The organism is Prevotella lacticifex, from assembly GCF_019973375.1.
Taxonomy (GTDB): Bacteria; Bacteroidota; Bacteroidia; order Bacteroidales; family Bacteroidaceae; genus Prevotella; species Prevotella lacticifex.
The window spans coordinates 57,234-75,126 of the sequence record NZ_BPTV01000001.1 but is presented as its reverse complement, the minus strand read 5'-3'; the positions used below and the strand labels follow the sequence as shown (position 1 = coordinate 75,126).

Genomic DNA, 17,893 nt, shown 5'->3' with positions numbered 1-17,893 from the left:
TATAGAATTCATTAAGATGAAACTAAATAAAATTTTCCTTGCCCTGGTTTTAGGACTTGGCACATTGACATCGTGCAATGACAAGCTGGACGTGGAGAATCCTAACCAGCAGACTTCGGCCACCTTCGGCTTCAACGCCGACGACCTGAACGAGAGTGTCATTGCTGCATACAATCACTTACGCATGGAGGGCACCAACGCCCGTGTGGGCTACACCATCGACGTCACGCGCGGCGATGAGGTGTGGAACTCGTCACAGGTGTGGTATATGCCTTTCGACGACTACGATAATCCGGCCACCGGAGATATCGACTGGTGGATATGGCGCGACTACTACTATGCTATCAACGTCTGTAACTTCGGACTGTCGCGGTGCGGCAATGACGACGCCCAACTCTCTGAGGCTATGAAGAGAATAAAAGGACAGCTGCTCTTCATCCGGGGTCTGTCGTATTACACCCTCGCCGGATACTTCCAGAACCCGCCGTTGCTGACTGACTACAGCCAGTATTCGTCGCTCGATGGTCTCTATGCCTCCAACGCACCTGCCGATTCGACCGGCGAAAGCCAGTACGACATTGTTTTCGACCAGGTGGAGAAGGACCTCTCCGAGGCTATGACCCTTCTGCCATCGCGCAATGAGGGTGGCGAATGGGCCAAAGGACGCGCCACATGCGGTGCTGCCGCCGGCTATTATGCACGTGCTCTGATGATGCGCCATAAGTACAGCCAGGCCCTCGAGGTGCTGAAGGCTATCATCGGCGGTCAGTACGGCTCTTACAAACTGATGGCAAACTATGGCGATAACTTCCGTGAGGGCTCTGAATTCGAGAATAACGACGAGAGTCTCTTCGAGATTCAGTTCCTCGATTATGGCACTCAGGGTTCCGACGATGAGTGGACACCTGTCAACACGAGTAAGAACGCTACCCAGGGACATGCCGTCGAGTCGAATTTCGCTCCCGGTGATGATGGTGGATGGGCCGACCTGTCGGCATCGCCATGGCTCTACAACCTCTTCAAGAGTGAGCGTACTACCGACGGACACCTCGATCCGCGTCTCTACTGGACCATTGGCACTTATGAGGCCGACTGGGACAGCAACGACCAGACCCTCGGCAACATGGAGTTCACAAAGAAGCTGACAAGCAGCTCGAAGTATTGCACTAACAATAACTATGGTGGACTGCCTATCGCCAAGTGGACAAACATGCGCACAGGACTCTACAACTCTGTTACAACGGGTCTTCACTGCGGTATCAACCTGCGCCTGATGCGCTACTCCGACGTGCTGTTGCGCGCTGCTGAGTGCGAGAACGAGGTCAACGGTCCTACACAGCAGGCTATCGACTGGATTAACCAGGTGCGCGAGCGTGCTCATCTCAAGGACCTGAAGCTCTCCGACTTCCCGACAAAGGACAAGCTCTTCGAGCAGATCGCAAACGTTGAGCGCCCGAAGGAGTTCGGATGTGAGTTCGGACGTGGCTTCGACCTCATCCGCTGGGGATTCTATCTCACTCAGGACCGCCAGAACCAGCTCAAGGATCACGAGACTTTCCCGAGAATAAAGAAGGAACAGTGGTCGAACGCTCAGTTCAACGAGTGGCTCCGTAAGGACGTGAAACACGCTGACATCGGTTCGGCTATCGACTCAGCGAATGTGAACCTCAAGTCGTCGTTCGACACTTACGTCCAGGGACATGAGTTTGAGCCTATCGTCCAGACGCTGACAAACAAGAATCCGAAACTCGTCGGCAACTCGGCAAACAACAGTACCAGCAATGCCGGTTACTTCCAGAAGAACGGCTGGACGGTGCATCCTGTTGTCGAACTCGGTAAATAACAACTATCAAAATTTTAAACTTCACAACGATGAAATATCTAAACAAAATAGCATCAGTCTTTTGTACGGCAGCCCTGGGGCTGTTGACTCTGACGGGATGTGAGGGAGGCGATATATATAAGGTGGACTCTCCCGACTGGCTTTCGCAGAAGATAGACTCCATCGAGAACGCAAAGAACTCCCAGAATCAGGAGGAGCAGCTCGTGGGTATGCACGAGGATGTATATACCATCGGAAAGACCGACTTCACGTCGGGATTCTGGACGGCCTTCTCAAAGTACTATCAGGTGGACGACGGACAGCGGTGGGACGCTCAGTTCAACCTCAGCATCAACCCCGATGACAATACTTACTACAAGAATTTCGCCCTTGTCGTGACCAATGATGTCGACCGTGGCGGCACCGGATATACCGAGTATGGTGCTTTCCGCTTCGATTACACCGGCGACTCGGCAACCTATAACTCACAGTGGGGTAACTACTTGTGGTTCAAGTATGCCAACAGTACGCAGGTGATGTCGCCTGTCGACAACAAGGATGCTGGCTTGCAGCAGCTCGGTGGTAAGGTGACACTCACCGTCGACCGCACAAAGCCCGACACCTTCCGCATCAAGATAACTAACGGAACGGTGACAAAGACTCTTCTCGAGCCTATCCATCTGCCAAATCTCAACAGCGATCCTGCCGACAAGAAGATCCGGTGCTTCCTCGTGCCGGAAGGCTCTTACATCAACTTCCTGGCATCGAATGTGGAACCAATAGGAGGATATACGTCGGCTGCCGACAAGAATCCGCTGTCGATGGAGCTCCATAACGTGCCGAAGAACGTACAGCTCAACACACCGCTCGACAGTGCAATGAAGGGCGTTTCGGCTACGGTGACCTTCGAGGAAGGAGTAACGAAGGAGGTGCCGGCATCCGAGCTCTACTTCGTCGCCGTACCGGATATGGACACAGAGGGTGAAAAGACACTCGTCGTCATATACAATAAGACCTTCAAGGGTGAGAGCGCTGCAAGTCCGATATCGGCAAGGGCTACATTCAACGTGTCGGATATGCCGTTGGAGATAAAGGTTACTGAGGCTCCGGCACATAGAAAATACTACGTCTACACCTCACCGGCAACAACGGGAATGACCAACCGCACACTGGCCTTCGACCCGTCAGGCCTGCAGGTTACGGGAACGTTCAAGGACGGTACTGAGAGGGTGATGGACAATTCGACACTGACATTCTCGTCAGTTCCGGCTACAGCGGGAACCCACGACGTTACAATCTCAACATCCAATGGTGTCTCGACAACGACACGAGTACGCGTTGAGGAGTCGGCTTCGACATTCGCTACCCCGAGTCCTACGGTTCTCGGTGCAGAGGATAACTCTACGGCATGGTGGGGCGCACATCTTAACGCCGACATCAATGTTCCGCAGGGTGAGACACGCCAGTTCTCGTTCACCAACTACACCTCCGGTGCAAACAACTGGAACAACTTCTGCGTGGTTCTGCGCAACTCGGCTCTCGCCGAATATGCTGTCGTACGTGCCGACAACTACGGTTGGGGCAACGGTTACAGCACTGCCGTCAACAGTGGCGGACAGAGCGACTGGGCTGCTTGGCTCGCTGCCATGAACGGCGCTAAGGTCAATGTCTGGGTGACAAACGTTGGTAACGGAACCGCCGACGTGCAGGCTGTGATGAATGGCAATGACGGAAAGACCTACGTGCAGTACTATCTTGGCTTAAGCACCGTCGACGTCAACGACCTCAATGTCGACTTCACCGTCGACAACTGCCACCTCGTGTTCAGCAACACTGCCTTTGGCAAGCGTCATTATGCTCCGCGCCACCGTGCACCACGCTACCGTCGCTAACATAATGGCCGTGTAAACGGGATAAACCAAGCCCCTGCCGTAAGCCTTCGCCAGGCGGAGACCTACAGCAGGGGCTTTGATTATTAATAACAGCAACAAAAATATGAAAAATCATTTTTATCTTCTTTCAGCATTGGCTCTGGCAATGCAGATGCCGGCTATGGCACAGAACAGTCTCACCGATGCCGATATCGCCGACAGCTACACGACGAGAACGTACAACCATCGTGTGAGCTGTCACGACCCGTCGATAGTCGTCGACAACGTCACCAATCCTGCCTCGCCGGTCTACTATGTCTATGGCTCCCACCTCGGCCACGGCAGTACGACGGCGGCAAGCAACTATCAGGACTGGGATTCGTCGTGGGGCGCAGGCGAGGCAGCCGGAACGGCCAACAGCCTCTTTGCCAACAGCGACGGCACTCTCATCAATTTCGCTAATGCGTACTCCACCCAGACTGTGAGCAAGGTTAAGGACTACCAGGGTAACATGGTTAACTTTCCCAATTTCGATGCCCATGCATGGCAGTACACCGGCAACAGCGTCCAGGGCATGGAGTGGGCTCCCGACATCATCTACAATACGGCTATGGGCAAGTGGTGCCTGTATATGTCGCTCAACGGCGACAACTGGTGCTCGTCGATAGTGATGTTCACCTCCGACAGCCCCAAAGGTCCGTGGACATACCAGGCTCCCGTGGTGATGTCGGGATTCTCGGGACGTTTCGACCACAACGGATATGGAAAGGCCGACGACTGGAAAAAGACCGACCTCGCCATAGCCACCGGAGCCACAGCGCTGCCGCAGCGCTACAACATCCGGAACTGGGGCGACTACTGGCCAAACTGTATCGACCCCTGTGTGTTCTACGATGATGCCGGAAACCTCTGGATGACCTACGGATCGTGGTCGGGAGGAATATTCGAACTGAAACTCGACGCACAGACGGGACTGCGTGATTATACCCACAAATACGACTATGAGGTCAACGGAACAGTCGCGACACCTGGAGCTGCCGACCAGAACTGCACCTCCGACCCGTATTTCGGCCGGAAGATTGCGGGCGGATGCTACGTCTCGGGCGAGGGTAGCTATGTGCAGAAGATAGGCGATTACTACTTCCTCTTCCTTAGCTACGGCGGACTGAACCCGAGCCAGGGCTATCAGATACGTATCTTCAGGTCGACAAGTCCTGAAGGTCCGTTCACCGATGCCAACGGAACATCGGCACGCTTTACGTCTTACGCCCTGAACTATGGAGCCCATGCCACCGACAACCGTGGTGTACTGCTCATGGATGGCTACCAGTGGCAGACGATGCCGAAGGGCGAAGTGGCCCAGGGACACAACTCGGCTTTTGTCGACGACAAGGGCCGCGCATTCGTGGTTTATCACACCAAGTTCAACGACGGAACCTACGGACACGAGGTCAGGGTGCATCAGCTCTTCCTCAACGAGGACGGATGGCTCGTCGCATCGCCGTATGAGTTCAGTGGCAGTACGGCCACGAACAGTGCCATTGCTTCTACGGCCTCGGTCGCTGATGCCGAAATTCCCGGCGATTACCAGTTTATCCGTCATCAGTACAACCAGAGCCACGCTCAGGTGTCAAGTTCCGACCAGGCCACAACGGCACGGCTGAAGGAACCGGTCAACATCACTCTCAATGCCGACGGCACCATCACCGGCGCTGCTGGCAGCGGTGTCAACTCCACAAGTAAGTGGACGAGAAAGGCCGGTACCGACTTTATCACCCTGACTGTCAACGGGGTGGAATATAAGGGTGTGCTCGTGAAGGAAACAACCGACTACACCGACATCCCGTCGCTGTCCATCGCAGCACTCTCCGATAACAGCGGAAGCAAGGGAGTAGGGCAGGGCAGCTACACGTTCGCTCAGGAAGTGTGGGCCGTCAAGGCCGACACCAAACCGGCAATAAAGTATACCCTCGACCATCTTAATATCCCGTTCCAGGACGGAGCAACAATAAACAGCAATGTGAACCTGCCGGAGACCGGATACCTTGGTACAAAGGTGAAATGGACTTCGAGCGACATGAATGTGTTCGACTCCGATTTCGGCGAGATAACCGGCAAGGGACCTGTCACGCTGACGGTCGAGATCGACAAGGACGGATATGCGTATAAGAAGGAATACAGCCTGTATGTCGACAAGAACGCTAAGCCTTCGACACCCGTCTACTACCCCGAGTCGCAGCAGAAGGACCTCACCGCAGCGTGGTGGACAAACTTCTCAAAGCAGTATTACACCCTGAAGAAGGGCACCGACGCCGAGTTCAAGTTCTACAACTACAGCGACAAAGCCGAGAACTGGGACAACTGGTGTCTCGTGGCTGCCAATGGTGAGCGCAATACTGCTGGCTACACCGAGTACTTTGTCCTGCGCAACGACAACTATGGATGGGGCACATGCTACGATGCCGCCAACCAGTCGAGCGCATTCAACTGGGATACTTTCAAGGATGATATGGACGGATCGCTCGTCGATATGAAGTGTGCTTACGCTACCGACGGAAAATTCACCATGACCTCGACGATAACCACTGCGGCAGGGAAGGTTTACAACTACTCTTTCAGCGCGAATATCACTGATGCGCCCGAGCAGACAACGCTGTTCTTCGTCAACGAGAAGTCGTATATCGACGGATCGACTTTGGTGCCGACCGGTATCACGACTGTGAATAGCGACAGCCGGACAGCTAAGTCGTCAGCCTTGTATAATCTTGCAGGACAAAGGGTTAACCGCAACTATCGGGGTGTGGTCATAGAAAACGGCCGAAAGTATATCAACAGGTAGACGAATGATTCTGGCTTCATTGTTGGGGGTGGCACTGACTCTTGCCACTCCCTCTTTCAACACCACCGAACCGATGGTCCACGACCCCGTCATGGCCTACGAAAACGGCACTTACTACCTATTCTCGACAGGAGAGAACATTCAGGAAATGACCTCCGCCGACATGCGTACGTGGACACTGAAAAGCAAAGGACCACTCTCGGGGAAGATTCCGGCATGGACCCGCGACAGCGTTCCGGGTTTCCGCAATCATGTCTGGGCCCCGGATGTCGTTCGGTTCAACGGCAGGTGGTACATGGCCTACTCGGTATCGACCTTCGGACGGAACATATCGGCCATCGGACTGCTGTCGAACGACCGCCTGTCCGACACCGGCGGATGGAAGGACGAGGGCTGTATAATTGCCTCGCGAGGGGGGCGCGACAACTGGAATGCCATCGACCCGAATTTCACTGTCGGCGACGATGGATTGCCGCGGCTCGTCTTCGGCTCCTTCTGGGACGGCATACAGCTCGTTCGCCTCGACAGCACAATGCATGTGGCGAAAGGCTCCAGCCCCCGCACCATTGCCCGGCGGTTGGCGTTCAACCCGCGAAAGAAGAAGTCTGATGGTGGCACCGATGCGTCGTCGTCAGATAACGGCGGCAGCGCCAATGCCAATGGCGCGGGCTCAAAACCTGCTAAGGCCCGTACGACAAAACGTGGAAAAATAGATGTTGAGGCCGGATATAACGCCATCGAGGCCCCGTTCATCTTCCATCATGACGGCTATTATTATCTGTTTGTCAGCTGGGACTACTGCTGTCTCGGCGATCAAAGCTCCTACCGGGTGGTCGTCGGACGAAGCAGGAACGTCGAAGGACCTTACTGCGACGACCGCGGCATCGACATGACCGACGGCGGCGGCTATCCGGTCATACAGGGCGATAAGACCACTTTCCAGGCGGCAGGCCATTGTGCGGCATACAATTTCGGCCGTGGCGATGTCTTTATCTGCCATGGATATAAGGTTCCCGATGGTGAGCCAGTCCTCGTCGTCAGGAGTATTGAATGGAAAGACGGATGGCCACATCTGAAGTGATTGTCACGACGGTGGCCACACAATCATAATAATATGGAGGGGGCGCTTTTTGGTTATACTTATGGATATGGTTAAATATGGTTGCCACGTAGCTGATAGATGTGTTGCGCCTCCTCCCATATTATTAATCACGTGGCTGAAATGTATTTTTAGCTTTTCTACATGTGCCAATTCGGCATTCAAAACGGTCCCTTTCGGCTTTCGGAGGGGACCGTTTTGACGTTAGGCTGCGCACCTTTTCCACCGCCAGACGTCCACTTCCAACAATCTCATTCTGTGCCATTGCAATCATAATTATGTGTTGTGGCCCTTAATGCTTATCCCTTTGGGTGCGGTCTTGTGTATGTTCGGCATAGTTGGCAGACGTGTCTCGATTCCTCAAATATTATCAATCATACTGCTGAAATATTTTTACAGCATTTCAATACGTGCCATTTCGGCTTCTAAAACGGTCCGTTTCAGCCTGCGAAATGGACCGTTTCGCGTTGTAAAACGGACCGTTTCGCAACGCCAAATGGCATCTTTTGCAAACCGTTTGATTCTCAACGAGTTACAAGATTGTTAAAAGCAAACTTTCATTCTGAATTTTATTTACATCGTCAATCACTGCTTTTTGTCTTCTTTACTGTCCTTTTCTTCCTTTCATCCAGTCTGTTGTCGCCCATCATCTTATTCTCCACCCTCATCCTTTTTCCCTCTACCGTCCCCGAATTCGTCCATCTCCGTATCCCCTCCACGCCTTCCCCGTCCGCCGATTCTACCTCTCCCACCTCTCTATTCCTCCTCTTCGTCCTCTCTATTCCTCCTCCCCGTCTTCTCTATTTCTCCTCTCCGTCCTCTCTATTTCTCCTCCCCGTCCTCTCTGTTCCTCCTCCCCGTCTTCTCTATTTCTCCTCTCTGTCCTCTCTATTTCTCCTCTTCGTCCTCTCTGTTCCTCTTCCTGCCACATCTGTTTCCCTCCTTATCATCATCTATTTTCTCCTTAATTTCCCTCTTTCATTATTCCTCTTGTCATGATTCTGCCTCTTTTGCGTTCCATCCGACCAAACTAACCCGCAGCCACACTTCGTTATCATCATCAACCACACGTTTTTTCCGCAGTTAAAAATAAAATTTCTCATAACCTATTGTTTATTTTCATTTTTTGTTGTACCTTTGCATCCACATTCATTCGTTATCCATCCTTTTTGGCCCAGATGGCGGAATAGGTAGACGCGCTGGTCTCAAACACCAGTGCCGCAAGGCATCTCGGTTCGAGCCCGAGTCTGGGTACACCTTTACACTATAAATCCCTTGTAAATCAATGATTTACAAGGGATTTTTCTTTCTCAGGGTGTTAATAAGGCGTTAATGCCGGACAAGAATCGGAAAGAAGTATGAAGAGTACCTTCAAAAGTTGCAGGTTTTCTTGCAATGTTCGCAATCGTCCTTACAATCCTCTACATGTTCCGCAATAGACTAATCAGCCTGCTTTCTGCCATTGCATCTTTCAATGGATCTTTGGCATCATCAGGAAACACCATGAAGTAATGATACTGGTGACCGGCAAGGGCATCCCATTTGCGTCCTATTTCTATTTTGTATTCACTGTCAGAACCGTCCAACTGTCGTCCCTTGGTCTCTACAAGTATGACATTCCGTTTCTTAGTCACCACTATAAAATCCGGGTAATGATTGTTCACGTAACCGTTAATCTTAAACCCAATACGCGAAGGATTACGATGCCAAAAGAGCACGTTATCTAAATTGGCAATCTTATCAATCACCCTTTTCTCAAAATTATCCATATTACCATCCTCAACCTCGTACAAACCCTTTGGATATATAGCTTGCGAGACACACGAAATGGTAGCCGGGAAATGGTAGTCTGGTCTTACTGAAAGCGTACCATCATCATATACATCTTGAAAGCGTTGGCGGGCATAATCATTTTTAAGCCTTTTAATTTTTATTCTGAACCTTTCCGACACACTGGGTAGAATATTTGCCATACGCATCAATTCCGCATCACTTTTGGTTTTAAGGACACTGTTAATGTAATCCCTCAGATCCTTAGCGCCTACCTCGTCATCCTTGCTCAGCATATTGACGACATTATTTGTTATCGTTGCCAACTTAGTCTCATGGCTTCCCGCAGACATTACAGAAAGTAAAGCCTGTTGCTGATACTTGTTAAGTGTGGTTGCGACGATAGACGTTTCACCTCTACCTCGATTTTCTATATCCAGGGCGCGTGCTTCGAGATTTAAATCAAAAGAAATCTCCTTATCCTTCTCTGCCAAAGCAAAGCCCTTAAGCAAGAACTTTCTGGATAGCGGTGCGTGCAACTCGCTTGCCGCAGCAATGAACAAGTCGCTTTCACTGACAGGGACACTAAAATTGGGAAGTTCTATAGAGTCGACAACTTCCTTGAATTCTTCTCTTATTTTATACTGTGGTGCATTGCGCATTGTCGGTGGTAAATTTTGTTTATTCTCTGATTCTTGGTTCATCTGCTGGAGATAATCTTCTCCTTGAGTTTGTGCAAGTTGAGAGATTTCCTGAATAGGCACATTATCCGATAGAGATGTAGAAACCGCATCTTTAATTTGGGAAATGTCAATGTCTCCAGTTGGGTCATTCGCCTCATCTGTCTGTGCGGCTCTTTGCTCCGAATCCTCGAATAAATCTGTCTGAGCATAATTGCCATGTTCGGGCATTTGTTTTAGCCGATTAATGGTATCCACCTTCCTATAGTCCCTACGGCTGTATCCAGAATGATTGAGACCTTTAACAACCTCTTCAACGGTTTCGTTGAAGTTTTCCCCACAAGTCAGCACATACGACATATTCAACATTTCATCGTCAAACCGCTTAGTATATGGCTGGCGGAGTATTCTGCCGATGATCTGTTCCACGTCGATTTTGGATGTACGGTTGGCAATGGTAGCGAGAATATAGGCAAAGGGACAATCCCACCCTTCCTTCAATGCGTTGACGGTGATGATATATCTGACCGGACAGTCCTCACTCATCAAGTCTACACCCTTCAGCTCATTGACGTTGGCAGTTTTTATCTTGACTTCTTTTTCAGGGATGCCACTGTCAAGCAACATCCTCTTTATCTTTTCATATGTCTGGGTATCGTCTGATGTCCTTGGCTCGGCCTGGAACAGGACAATAGGGCGTACATAGCTGCCGATCGTCAGTCCCGCCTTTTTAGCTTTCTCCTCCAACTGCCGACGCAGGACGATGGCATTAGAGATGACATCTACCTTATTGCGGTTGTTGTATACGATAACCGGCAACTTCACCATATTTTCTTTTTTCAGCCTACCGGCATCCACGTAGCTGATGATATTGGAATTCTCCCGCGGTGTTGCTGTCAAGTCGAAGATAAACGACGGATGGATGTTCTTCAAAGTGTCTACCCGTAAATCAGACGTGAAATTATGACTCTCGTCTATGACGGTAACAGGATGAAGCATGGCTATATACCTTATGAGCGAACTCTCATCAGCAGAATCTATGTTGATCTCGCTTTTATAGTAGGCTTCCAGTTGTTTGACATAGCCTTCAAGGTTACCATTCTCACGGTAAGCAAGGGGATTGTTAAGATAGCTCTTGTCTCGGTGATTGCGCTGTACCCTCTCTATAAACGACTGTACGCTTAGCACGAAAACAGTCAGCTGGCCGGAAATATCCGACGGACTGATGCCATTGCCCAACAATGCCATACTCTTGTCTACAACGTATACCCTATTATTGAACAACGTGTCTAACTTTTGGCGGTAAGGATGCTCTTTGTTGCTGAGATTGGCAAAAGTCTGTGAGAGAATGGTGTCAGAGGGCACAAACCATACTACCACTTTTCCAAGCTCCCTGTTGGGAAGTTCGTCGAAGATAGTACGCAAAGCATTGCAGGCGATAAAAGTCTTTCCACCGGCTGTAGGCACTTTGATGGTAACATTCGGCACACCCGTTACGTCGTCGTGATAGTGTATGTCTATGTCGTTGGCAGCAGCCTTGTCTTTCCAGTAACGCGCGAAGGCACTACTGAGATTGGCACTCTGATTGAGTGTCCGGATATATAGCGCAAGATCGTCAAGGACATCCTGCTGATAATCTTTCAGATTGAATAGTTCTCCCATAGTTTTTCCAATTAAAATTGTCTGATGTCACGAGGAATCTTCTTGAAGATGATGTGATGCTTCCGCATGTAGTCATCAGGCAGATAGCAAACATCCGCATAGATGATATACTGGTCGGCCTTTTCCGCAATATGCAGTGGCGACTTGAAATCGAGTGACGTCATGCTGTGCGGCTCATAATAGAAGTAGTAGGCCGTACCGCCAAACGTATCCAGCAGATATTTGGAGCTTTCCTCACGCCGCCGGGTGAGGTGCTGCCGGGTCTCTGAGTAATAGACATATTCACGGATGGCGTCCTCGCCCACTTCCTCGTTTAAGAACCCGTCTTTGTCAAACAAAGTAGGGCCAAGCTCATAGTAGTCAAAGGCTCCGCCAAGACCCTCAATATCTCCATAACCTTCCATAACTCGCTTGACTCTTTCCGCTGTTATACTTTCTGCATAATCTCCAAGTTCTATTAGAATAAAGCGTCTGTTTCCACCATCCTCTTTATTCTTCTTCATAACAGCGTGAGCTGTCGTTCCCGAGCCTGCAAAAGAATCCAAAATTATGCTATCCTTATTTGTTGCAATATCCAGAATTCTTTTTATGAATTTTGATGGTTTGGGCGTTGAGAAAATTTCAGATGTTTTTAGTTCTGGAAATATCTTCTTCAATTCATATTTTGCGTTTCTGTTATGACCAGTTATCTCTATATCCCACCATATATCAGAAGGAACTATCCCTTTCTGATCTTTCAAATACGTCTTTTTAAGGATTCGTTTACCACCATCAAGAAAAACGACATCACCATTATCAATATATGATTTCATGGTTTCTTTGCTCCAACGCCATCCGTTTTTTGGTGGTTTTATAACGAAACCCTGAGGAGACACAATATCATAGGTTAAATTTGCTCTGGGATTAGGCGAAGATAAGTTTCCTGAAAACCAAGGACCATTAGGGTCATTATCGGGATTCTTATAGTGCCTATTATCATCTGCGGTTCTCTCCAATAACTTTGGCTGCCATTTGAAACATTTTGAATAAATAAGCGTGTGGTTGTAATCAGCTGAAAACTGTTTTGCATCGTGGTTTGAAGAATCTGAAGAACGCCAAATTAAATCAGTTACAAAATTACCAATGCCAAAGATCTCATCACAGATTAATTTGAGATTTGCAATTTCGTTATTATCAATTGAAATAAAAATTACGCCATGTTCCGACAATAAGTCCTTCAGCAGTCTCAGTCTGGGATACATCATGCAGCACCACTTGTCGTGTCGTGACAAGTCCTCACCTTCCTTACCGACGACTTCACCGAGCCAGCGCTTGATGCGAGGGTCGTTGGCGTTATCATTATATACCCAATTCTCGTTACCGGTGTTGTATGGAGGATCGATATAAATGCAGTCGACGCGACCTTCATACTCCGGGAGCAAAGACTTCAAAGCGGTAAGGTTATCACCATGGATAATCTTATTGCCGCTGCTGGTCTCGACTTCTGTTTTGCCACCATCAGCCGTAAAGCCATAGCCATGTTCCAAAACATGGAATGGCACATCGTTGTGTAGGCCTACGACCTTGTCTTTTCCTATCCAGTTAAGTGTTGGCATATCTGTATTTAGTTGTTCTGTTTTCGTTTCCTTTGCAAAAATACGAATATTATTCCACAATAAGAAACAATCTCAAAATTGTTTGGAAATAGGTTTTGATTTTCCAGAATGTAGGATTCTATGGGGATAAGTTTGTGGCAAAAGAAGATCTTGAATAGTGACAGCAGGCACAGAATGTAGTCATTATACGAGAGACCTCTAACATGCGGCTAAAACATGTTGAAGTTTCTTAGCCGTTTAATAATTTAATGCTCAACAATTTACTCCTTTTATTGCGTTGTTCATCATAAGGTAAAGGCTGTCCAGTTGCTTGTGGCTCAGCCACCATGTTACAAGCAAGGCCGCAATGATAATTGGGATTCCTATGTCAATGACCAGAAGCAAATGGCTTGGTGACAAAAAGAGAACAAGGAGAACAGCCAGTAAGAATATGATGCTGGCAGCAAGCAAAGGTATCAGGCGCTTCTTGGGTGCGAGGTAGGTTTGCATGGAATAATGTGATTAATAACAAATGTGAGTCTTGGATAATGTGATAATAATATAATGTGAGTCTACTTCTGCTTTATCCGTTGCAGGACGGCCTTGCCGAGATCGGTAAGGTGGAGCGTCTGATTAGGGCTGCGCTTAGATAAGGAATGATCCCAATCTATCAATCCTAACTCAACGAGGAAATTAACATATTTCTTTCTGCTTGTATCGTTATATGGTATGGAAGCCTTTAAAAAGAGCTGCCTTGTTGAGAAATCGTTAACAAGCAATGCATCTAAAAGTCTAATAATTGATGTTGCTGTTGACGCAGCTTTTGACGCAGTTATTGACGCAGCTGTTGACGCAGCTAACTCGGTGTTATACTGCTTGTTAATAGCATTTATTGCCTTAGCTGCGTCATCTTCACTGACCCAGTTGTGACCCAGCTTAGTAACCCAGTCTTTGCCTACGACATTACCACTCTTATCGACAACGAGTTCATCTGTAACAAAGTCTTTGTGGCATGGAATAGAGATTATAAAGTATGTACGGTCAGGATCAGTCTCAATATAAGCATCAGGTGAGCCATTTTTCTTTAGCTCCCGGTGAATTGTCGGCAGGCCGGTTCCTCTGCCTTCGGTCAAGCCAAGCTCATGAAGAAAGTCTCCCAAGCGTCTGTTGCGATAACGACGGGCATGCAGACGATTTCCGGAACGCAGCGCGTCAAGACTAAGGCTGCGGTCGGCACCGCCATAACTGATTATCTCTATCTGGTCGGGCATGACAGAGATCTCTACCGGCTCTCGCTCCTGATAGGAGCGATGGTACATGGAGTTGGTAACAGCTTCCTCTAGTGCTTGATACGGATAGTTGTATGTCCGAATAGCCTCCGCCTGCGTCGGCACCTTCTGCACACGCTGTTGTATAACCATCGTGCGCAGGAAGTCCAAAGCCTTTTGTATAATGATATTGACAGGTCCCTTTATAGGATCAATCTCTATGAAGTTGTCGGGATCATCATCCTTGCCCCTCGGATATATAACAATGTCTATCTGTGTGCCGGGGAAGAACTTCTCTGGATGGTACGAGAACATCATCAATGCGACGTTCTTCACTCGTTCACTTTCTATAGGTCCATCTAGCAAGCCCATTTGTTCAAGCACGTCATGAGGCTTGGCATCCTCTATGTCGTCAAGCAACTTGCTTTGTACTTGATTGAGGAACTCGCGGATAAGGAGCATGGAGACATCGCTGATCCTTGCCGTCAGATTTCCACGGTCATCGAATGGCACGCGGTTGGCAAGCTCTATCAGCTCCATTTCATTCTCCCCTTTCGCCTCGATAGTACTGGAGTTATAACGAATGAAGTATTTGGGAGTCTTGTGCTTTGCAGTAATATGCTCAGGAATCTTGTAAGGCCGACGGTCACCTGCCAAAGCCCAGATGACAATGACCTTCTTTCCATCAATGTCCTCAACGGACACCCGTGGCATATAGAATGGCTCGAAAAGGTTGTTGAAGCCGACCATTTCTTTCTCTATCCTGTCAATGGTCTCAATAGGAACACCTCTGACCGGGCGGACGGGCCTGCCATTGTCTTCGTCCACACCCACTATAATATAGCCACTGCCGTTGTCCTCAAAGTCATTGGCAAAGGCACAGATGGTTCGGTAGATGGAATCGGGATTCCATCCACCCTTCAGTTCGATGCGGTTATTCTCTACTGTGTTGCCGCCGAGCAACTTCTCTATATTTATAGGTATAGCCATAGAATGCTACAAAAGTACGATTTTATTTTCATTTTCCCAACGTTCCTTCAAAGTTTCAGCTCCGGCAGACTGTTAATGGCATCCTCTTTCAGCTTGTCGACGGCACGCGTGTACTTTTCTGTGTGTTTCAGGCCGCTATGGCCGAGCAGACTGGCAACGGTCTTGATGTTGGCTCCATTGTTGAGGATGTTGACAGCGAAGGAATGGCGGGCACAGTGCCAGCTGATATGCTTGTCTATGCCGGCACGCTTCACCCACCGTCTAACCGACTTACAGCAGCTCTCGTAAGTCGGGAGGTCAAAGATAAGGTCCTCCTTCCCTTTGCCGGAATCCTCGGGCTTGCCGACAAGCGTCAGCAGACCGTCGTTCAGCGGTATTGATACCCAACTGCGCGCGGAGTGACCCTTGGTCTTGTCCTGCTCAAACGACAGCAGTCTGTTAGCATAGTCGATGCTGCCATACCGCAGGTCTTTGACATCACAGAAACGCATGCCCGTATAGAGACAAAAGATGAAAGCGTTGCGCACATTTCCTTTCTCTCTTGGATAATGGGTGTCTATGAGCCGCTGAATCTCCTCCTGTGAGAGAACATCCTTCTTCAACACCTGGTCGTCAACGATGCACTTGACTCCCTCACAGGGATCTTTTGCCATCAGTCCCTGAGAGACACAGAAGCGGACGACCTTCTTAAACCGTTGCAGTATGCTCTTGGCTCCCTCGCCAACACTACGCGTCTGAAGATAGTCGGCAAACTTCACCATCATATCGTGCGTGATGGCATCGGGCTTGATATACTCAGCCATCAGCGGATGATAGACTTTCAGAAAATCAACAAACCGGTTGTATGCAATACGTACCATCCGCAAGTCTTTCTTGTCGTAGTTCTCGATGTAAGCCTGATAAAAGTCGAGGAAGTTCAGCGTCTTGTCCTTTTTCAAGCGATAGCCCTCCTTGTTCTCTAAAAATTCCTGCTCGCGTTCGAAGCGAATCTTCTTAGCCAGTTCAATGGTTTCCTTGACCTTCTGGCGCTCTCCGACGGTCCTTGGACTTGCCATAACATAAAGCGAGAGCGATTCTTTCTTGCGGACTGATGTACCAGTGTCATGGTTATAGCCCATCTGATACTCCAGATATAGACTATACTCCTTGCCCTGTTTGACGGGCTTTCTCAGAAGGCGGGGATTGCCGGCTTCAATGAGATTCTTGTTCTTGCCTCTTGTCTCTGCCATAGTGATTTTTCCGTTGTTTTCTGATTGTTGTATGTTGACGCCGTAAAGGTACGAAGATTCCTCCATTTGGGGTGTTAATAAGGTGTTAATTTTAACACCTCAGCGGCAAAAATCGGCAAAATAGCAAAACATCGGAAAATACAATATAGTTGTAAACAATTGATAATCACTACATTTTCTTTCTTTTCTTATCCGTTGATTAGTACGGTATCGTACCGAGTCTGGGTACTTTTATTACATCATGGTAATCGCTAAAGCCTTACAAACAAAGACTTTAGCGATTTTTCTTTTCTCGATTTGCTCCATATTTGCTCCATCTCAATTAGATTTAGCCGCATTCAAGATTGGTCGGTAACCGTTGTATTCGTCCAATATGATTTAATTTCCTTCATTTCTTGGAACTTTGGAAATTTTCTCGTAACTTTGCATCCATAGAAAATAAACTAAGGCGGACAATATTATGGATTTAGCGATAAGTAATGTGCCTGTACTTACGGTGAGGTGGCCGACCGCTTCGTTAAAGAAGCAGAATACAATGCCAAAAAACTTGCAGGCTCAAAGCATGATGCGGAAGCTCAGGCAAAGTGCTTGAGCATTGTAGAACGTTCACGTCGTTTCCTTGAAAGATGAAAGCGATGTTTACTAACATAATAAATTAATGAGACTATGATTTTTGATATTGATGATGTAATACCTTTTAGTAAAAGGCACAAAGGGGAGACTATACGCCAAATTATAAGATATGATTCTGGTTATTTGAGAGATTTGTTTCTTAAAGATGAAAGAGTTTCTTTTAGTAGAGAATCTTTTGCTGAAATTTGTAGATTGACACAAGGACACTACGATAACTGGGAAAAGCCTAACAAGGAAACAAAATCTATTTTTTCTCAGTATAAGTCCTATAAGTCCCCATACTTATACGATTTTAATCTGGGAGGGCTTGAAGAAATCAACAATAAACGAATTCTTTCATAGACCATTTGAATTATTGCTTATATCATAGACTTAATAATAAAAATATGGAAATAATTGAACTTGGTTTACCATCTGGAACGAAATGGGCTTCATGTAATCTTGGAGCCGAGAAAT

The 17,893-nt window shown here is 48.3% G+C and carries 11 protein-coding genes and 1 tRNA gene; 6 read left to right on the top strand and 6 right to left on the bottom strand.

All coding sequences use genetic code 11. The annotated features are described in order from the left end of the window. Positions 1-16 precede the first annotated feature (16 nt). The 4 genes from LDN30_RS00320 (at position 17) to LDN30_RS00305 (ending at position 7,613) form a co-directional block, all read left to right on the top strand. Positions 17-1,843, top strand: a complete 1,827-nt coding sequence (locus tag LDN30_RS00320) for a RagB/SusD family nutrient uptake outer membrane protein (RefSeq protein WP_223926623.1) — start codon at positions 17-19, stop codon at positions 1,841-1,843. A 29-nt stretch (positions 1,844-1,872) separates the two neighbouring features. Beyond that, on the top strand, positions 1,873-3,714 hold the full coding sequence (locus tag LDN30_RS00315) for a hypothetical protein (RefSeq protein WP_223928404.1): 1,842 nt from the start codon (positions 1,873-1,875) through the stop codon (positions 3,712-3,714). Positions 3,715-3,817: 103 nt separating this feature from the next. Further along, on the top strand, positions 3,818-6,532 hold the full coding sequence (locus LDN30_RS00310; protein WP_223928403.1) for a glycoside hydrolase family 43 protein: 2,715 nt from the start codon (positions 3,818-3,820) through the stop codon (positions 6,530-6,532). Between the two features lie 4 nt (positions 6,533-6,536). After that, a complete protein-coding gene (locus LDN30_RS00305) occupies positions 6,537-7,613 on the top strand; it encodes a family 43 glycosylhydrolase (protein WP_223928402.1) in 1,077 nt (358 codons plus the stop codon). Between the two features lie 599 nt (positions 7,614-8,212). On the opposite strand, the gene LDN30_RS00300 is transcribed toward LDN30_RS00305, so the two are convergent. Further along, positions 8,213-8,383, bottom strand: coding sequence for a hypothetical protein (locus LDN30_RS00300; protein WP_223928401.1), 171 nt, complete (start codon positions 8,381-8,383; stop codon positions 8,213-8,215). A 26-nt stretch (positions 8,384-8,409) separates the two neighbouring features. Then, positions 8,410-8,562 (bottom strand): hypothetical protein, encoded by a 153-nt coding sequence (locus tag LDN30_RS00295; protein WP_223926619.1) that lies wholly within the window; start codon positions 8,560-8,562, stop codon positions 8,410-8,412. Positions 8,563-8,803: 241 nt separating this feature from the next. Here LDN30_RS00295 and LDN30_RS00290 point away from each other — a divergent pair. Continuing rightward, positions 8,804-8,885: transfer RNA gene (locus LDN30_RS00290), tRNA-Leu, on the top strand. A 167-nt stretch (positions 8,886-9,052) separates the two neighbouring features. On the opposite strand, the gene LDN30_RS00285 is transcribed toward LDN30_RS00290, so the two are convergent. The 4 genes from LDN30_RS00285 to LDN30_RS00270 form a co-directional block, all read right to left on the bottom strand. Further along, complete coding sequence (locus LDN30_RS00285; protein ID WP_223928400.1) at positions 9,053-11,743, bottom strand: DEAD/DEAH box helicase; 2,691 nt, start codon at positions 11,741-11,743, stop codon at positions 9,053-9,055. 11 nt (positions 11,744-11,754) lie between these two features. After that, positions 11,755-13,338, bottom strand: coding sequence for a site-specific DNA-methyltransferase (locus LDN30_RS00280; RefSeq protein WP_223928399.1), 1,584 nt, complete (start codon positions 13,336-13,338; stop codon positions 11,755-11,757). 551 nt (positions 13,339-13,889) lie between these two features. Then, positions 13,890-15,575 carry an RNA/DNA-binding domain-containing protein gene (locus LDN30_RS00275; protein WP_223928398.1) on the bottom strand — a complete coding sequence of 562 codons (1,686 nt, stop codon included), beginning with the start codon at positions 15,573-15,575 and terminating at the stop codon, positions 13,890-13,892. 47 nt (positions 15,576-15,622) lie between these two features. Further along, complete coding sequence (locus LDN30_RS00270; RefSeq protein ID WP_223928397.1) at positions 15,623-16,804, bottom strand: site-specific integrase; 1,182 nt, start codon at positions 16,802-16,804, stop codon at positions 15,623-15,625. Between the two features lie 666 nt (positions 16,805-17,470). Between LDN30_RS00270 and LDN30_RS00265 the strand changes: the two genes are divergently transcribed. Next, complete coding sequence (locus LDN30_RS00265; protein ID WP_223928396.1) at positions 17,471-17,779, top strand: hypothetical protein; 309 nt, start codon at positions 17,471-17,473, stop codon at positions 17,777-17,779. The last annotated feature ends 114 nt before the right edge of the window (positions 17,780-17,893 follow it).

What these genes read in the sequence shown, in the direction of transcription:
- LDN30_RS00320 (WP_223926623.1), top strand. Translation starts at nt 17, where the DNA reads ATGAAACTAAATAAAATTTTCCTTGCCCTGGTTTTAGGACTTGGCACA.
- LDN30_RS00315 (WP_223928404.1), top strand. Translation starts at nt 1,873, where the DNA reads ATGAAATATCTAAACAAAATAGCATCAGTCTTTTGTACGGCAGCCCTG.
- LDN30_RS00310 (WP_223928403.1), top strand. Translation starts at nt 3,818, where the DNA reads ATGAAAAATCATTTTTATCTTCTTTCAGCATTGGCTCTGGCAATGCAG.
- LDN30_RS00305 (WP_223928402.1), top strand. Translation starts at nt 6,537, where the DNA reads ATGATTCTGGCTTCATTGTTGGGGGTGGCACTGACTCTTGCCACTCCC.
- LDN30_RS00295 (WP_223926619.1), bottom strand. Translation starts at nt 8,562, where the DNA reads ATGTGGCAGGAAGAGGAACAGAGAGGACGAAGAGGAGAAATAGAGAGG.
- LDN30_RS00285 (WP_223928400.1), bottom strand. Translation starts at nt 11,743, where the DNA reads ATGGGAGAACTATTCAATCTGAAAGATTATCAGCAGGATGTCCTTGAC.
- LDN30_RS00280 (WP_223928399.1), bottom strand. Translation starts at nt 13,338, where the DNA reads ATGCCAACACTTAACTGGATAGGAAAAGACAAGGTCGTAGGCCTACAC.
- LDN30_RS00275 (WP_223928398.1), bottom strand. Translation starts at nt 15,575, where the DNA reads ATGGCTATACCTATAAATATAGAGAAGTTGCTCGGCGGCAACACAGTA.
- LDN30_RS00270 (WP_223928397.1), bottom strand. Translation starts at nt 16,804, where the DNA reads ATGGCAGAGACAAGAGGCAAGAACAAGAATCTCATTGAAGCCGGCAAT.
- LDN30_RS00265 (WP_223928396.1), top strand. Translation starts at nt 17,471, where the DNA reads ATGATTTTTGATATTGATGATGTAATACCTTTTAGTAAAAGGCACAAA.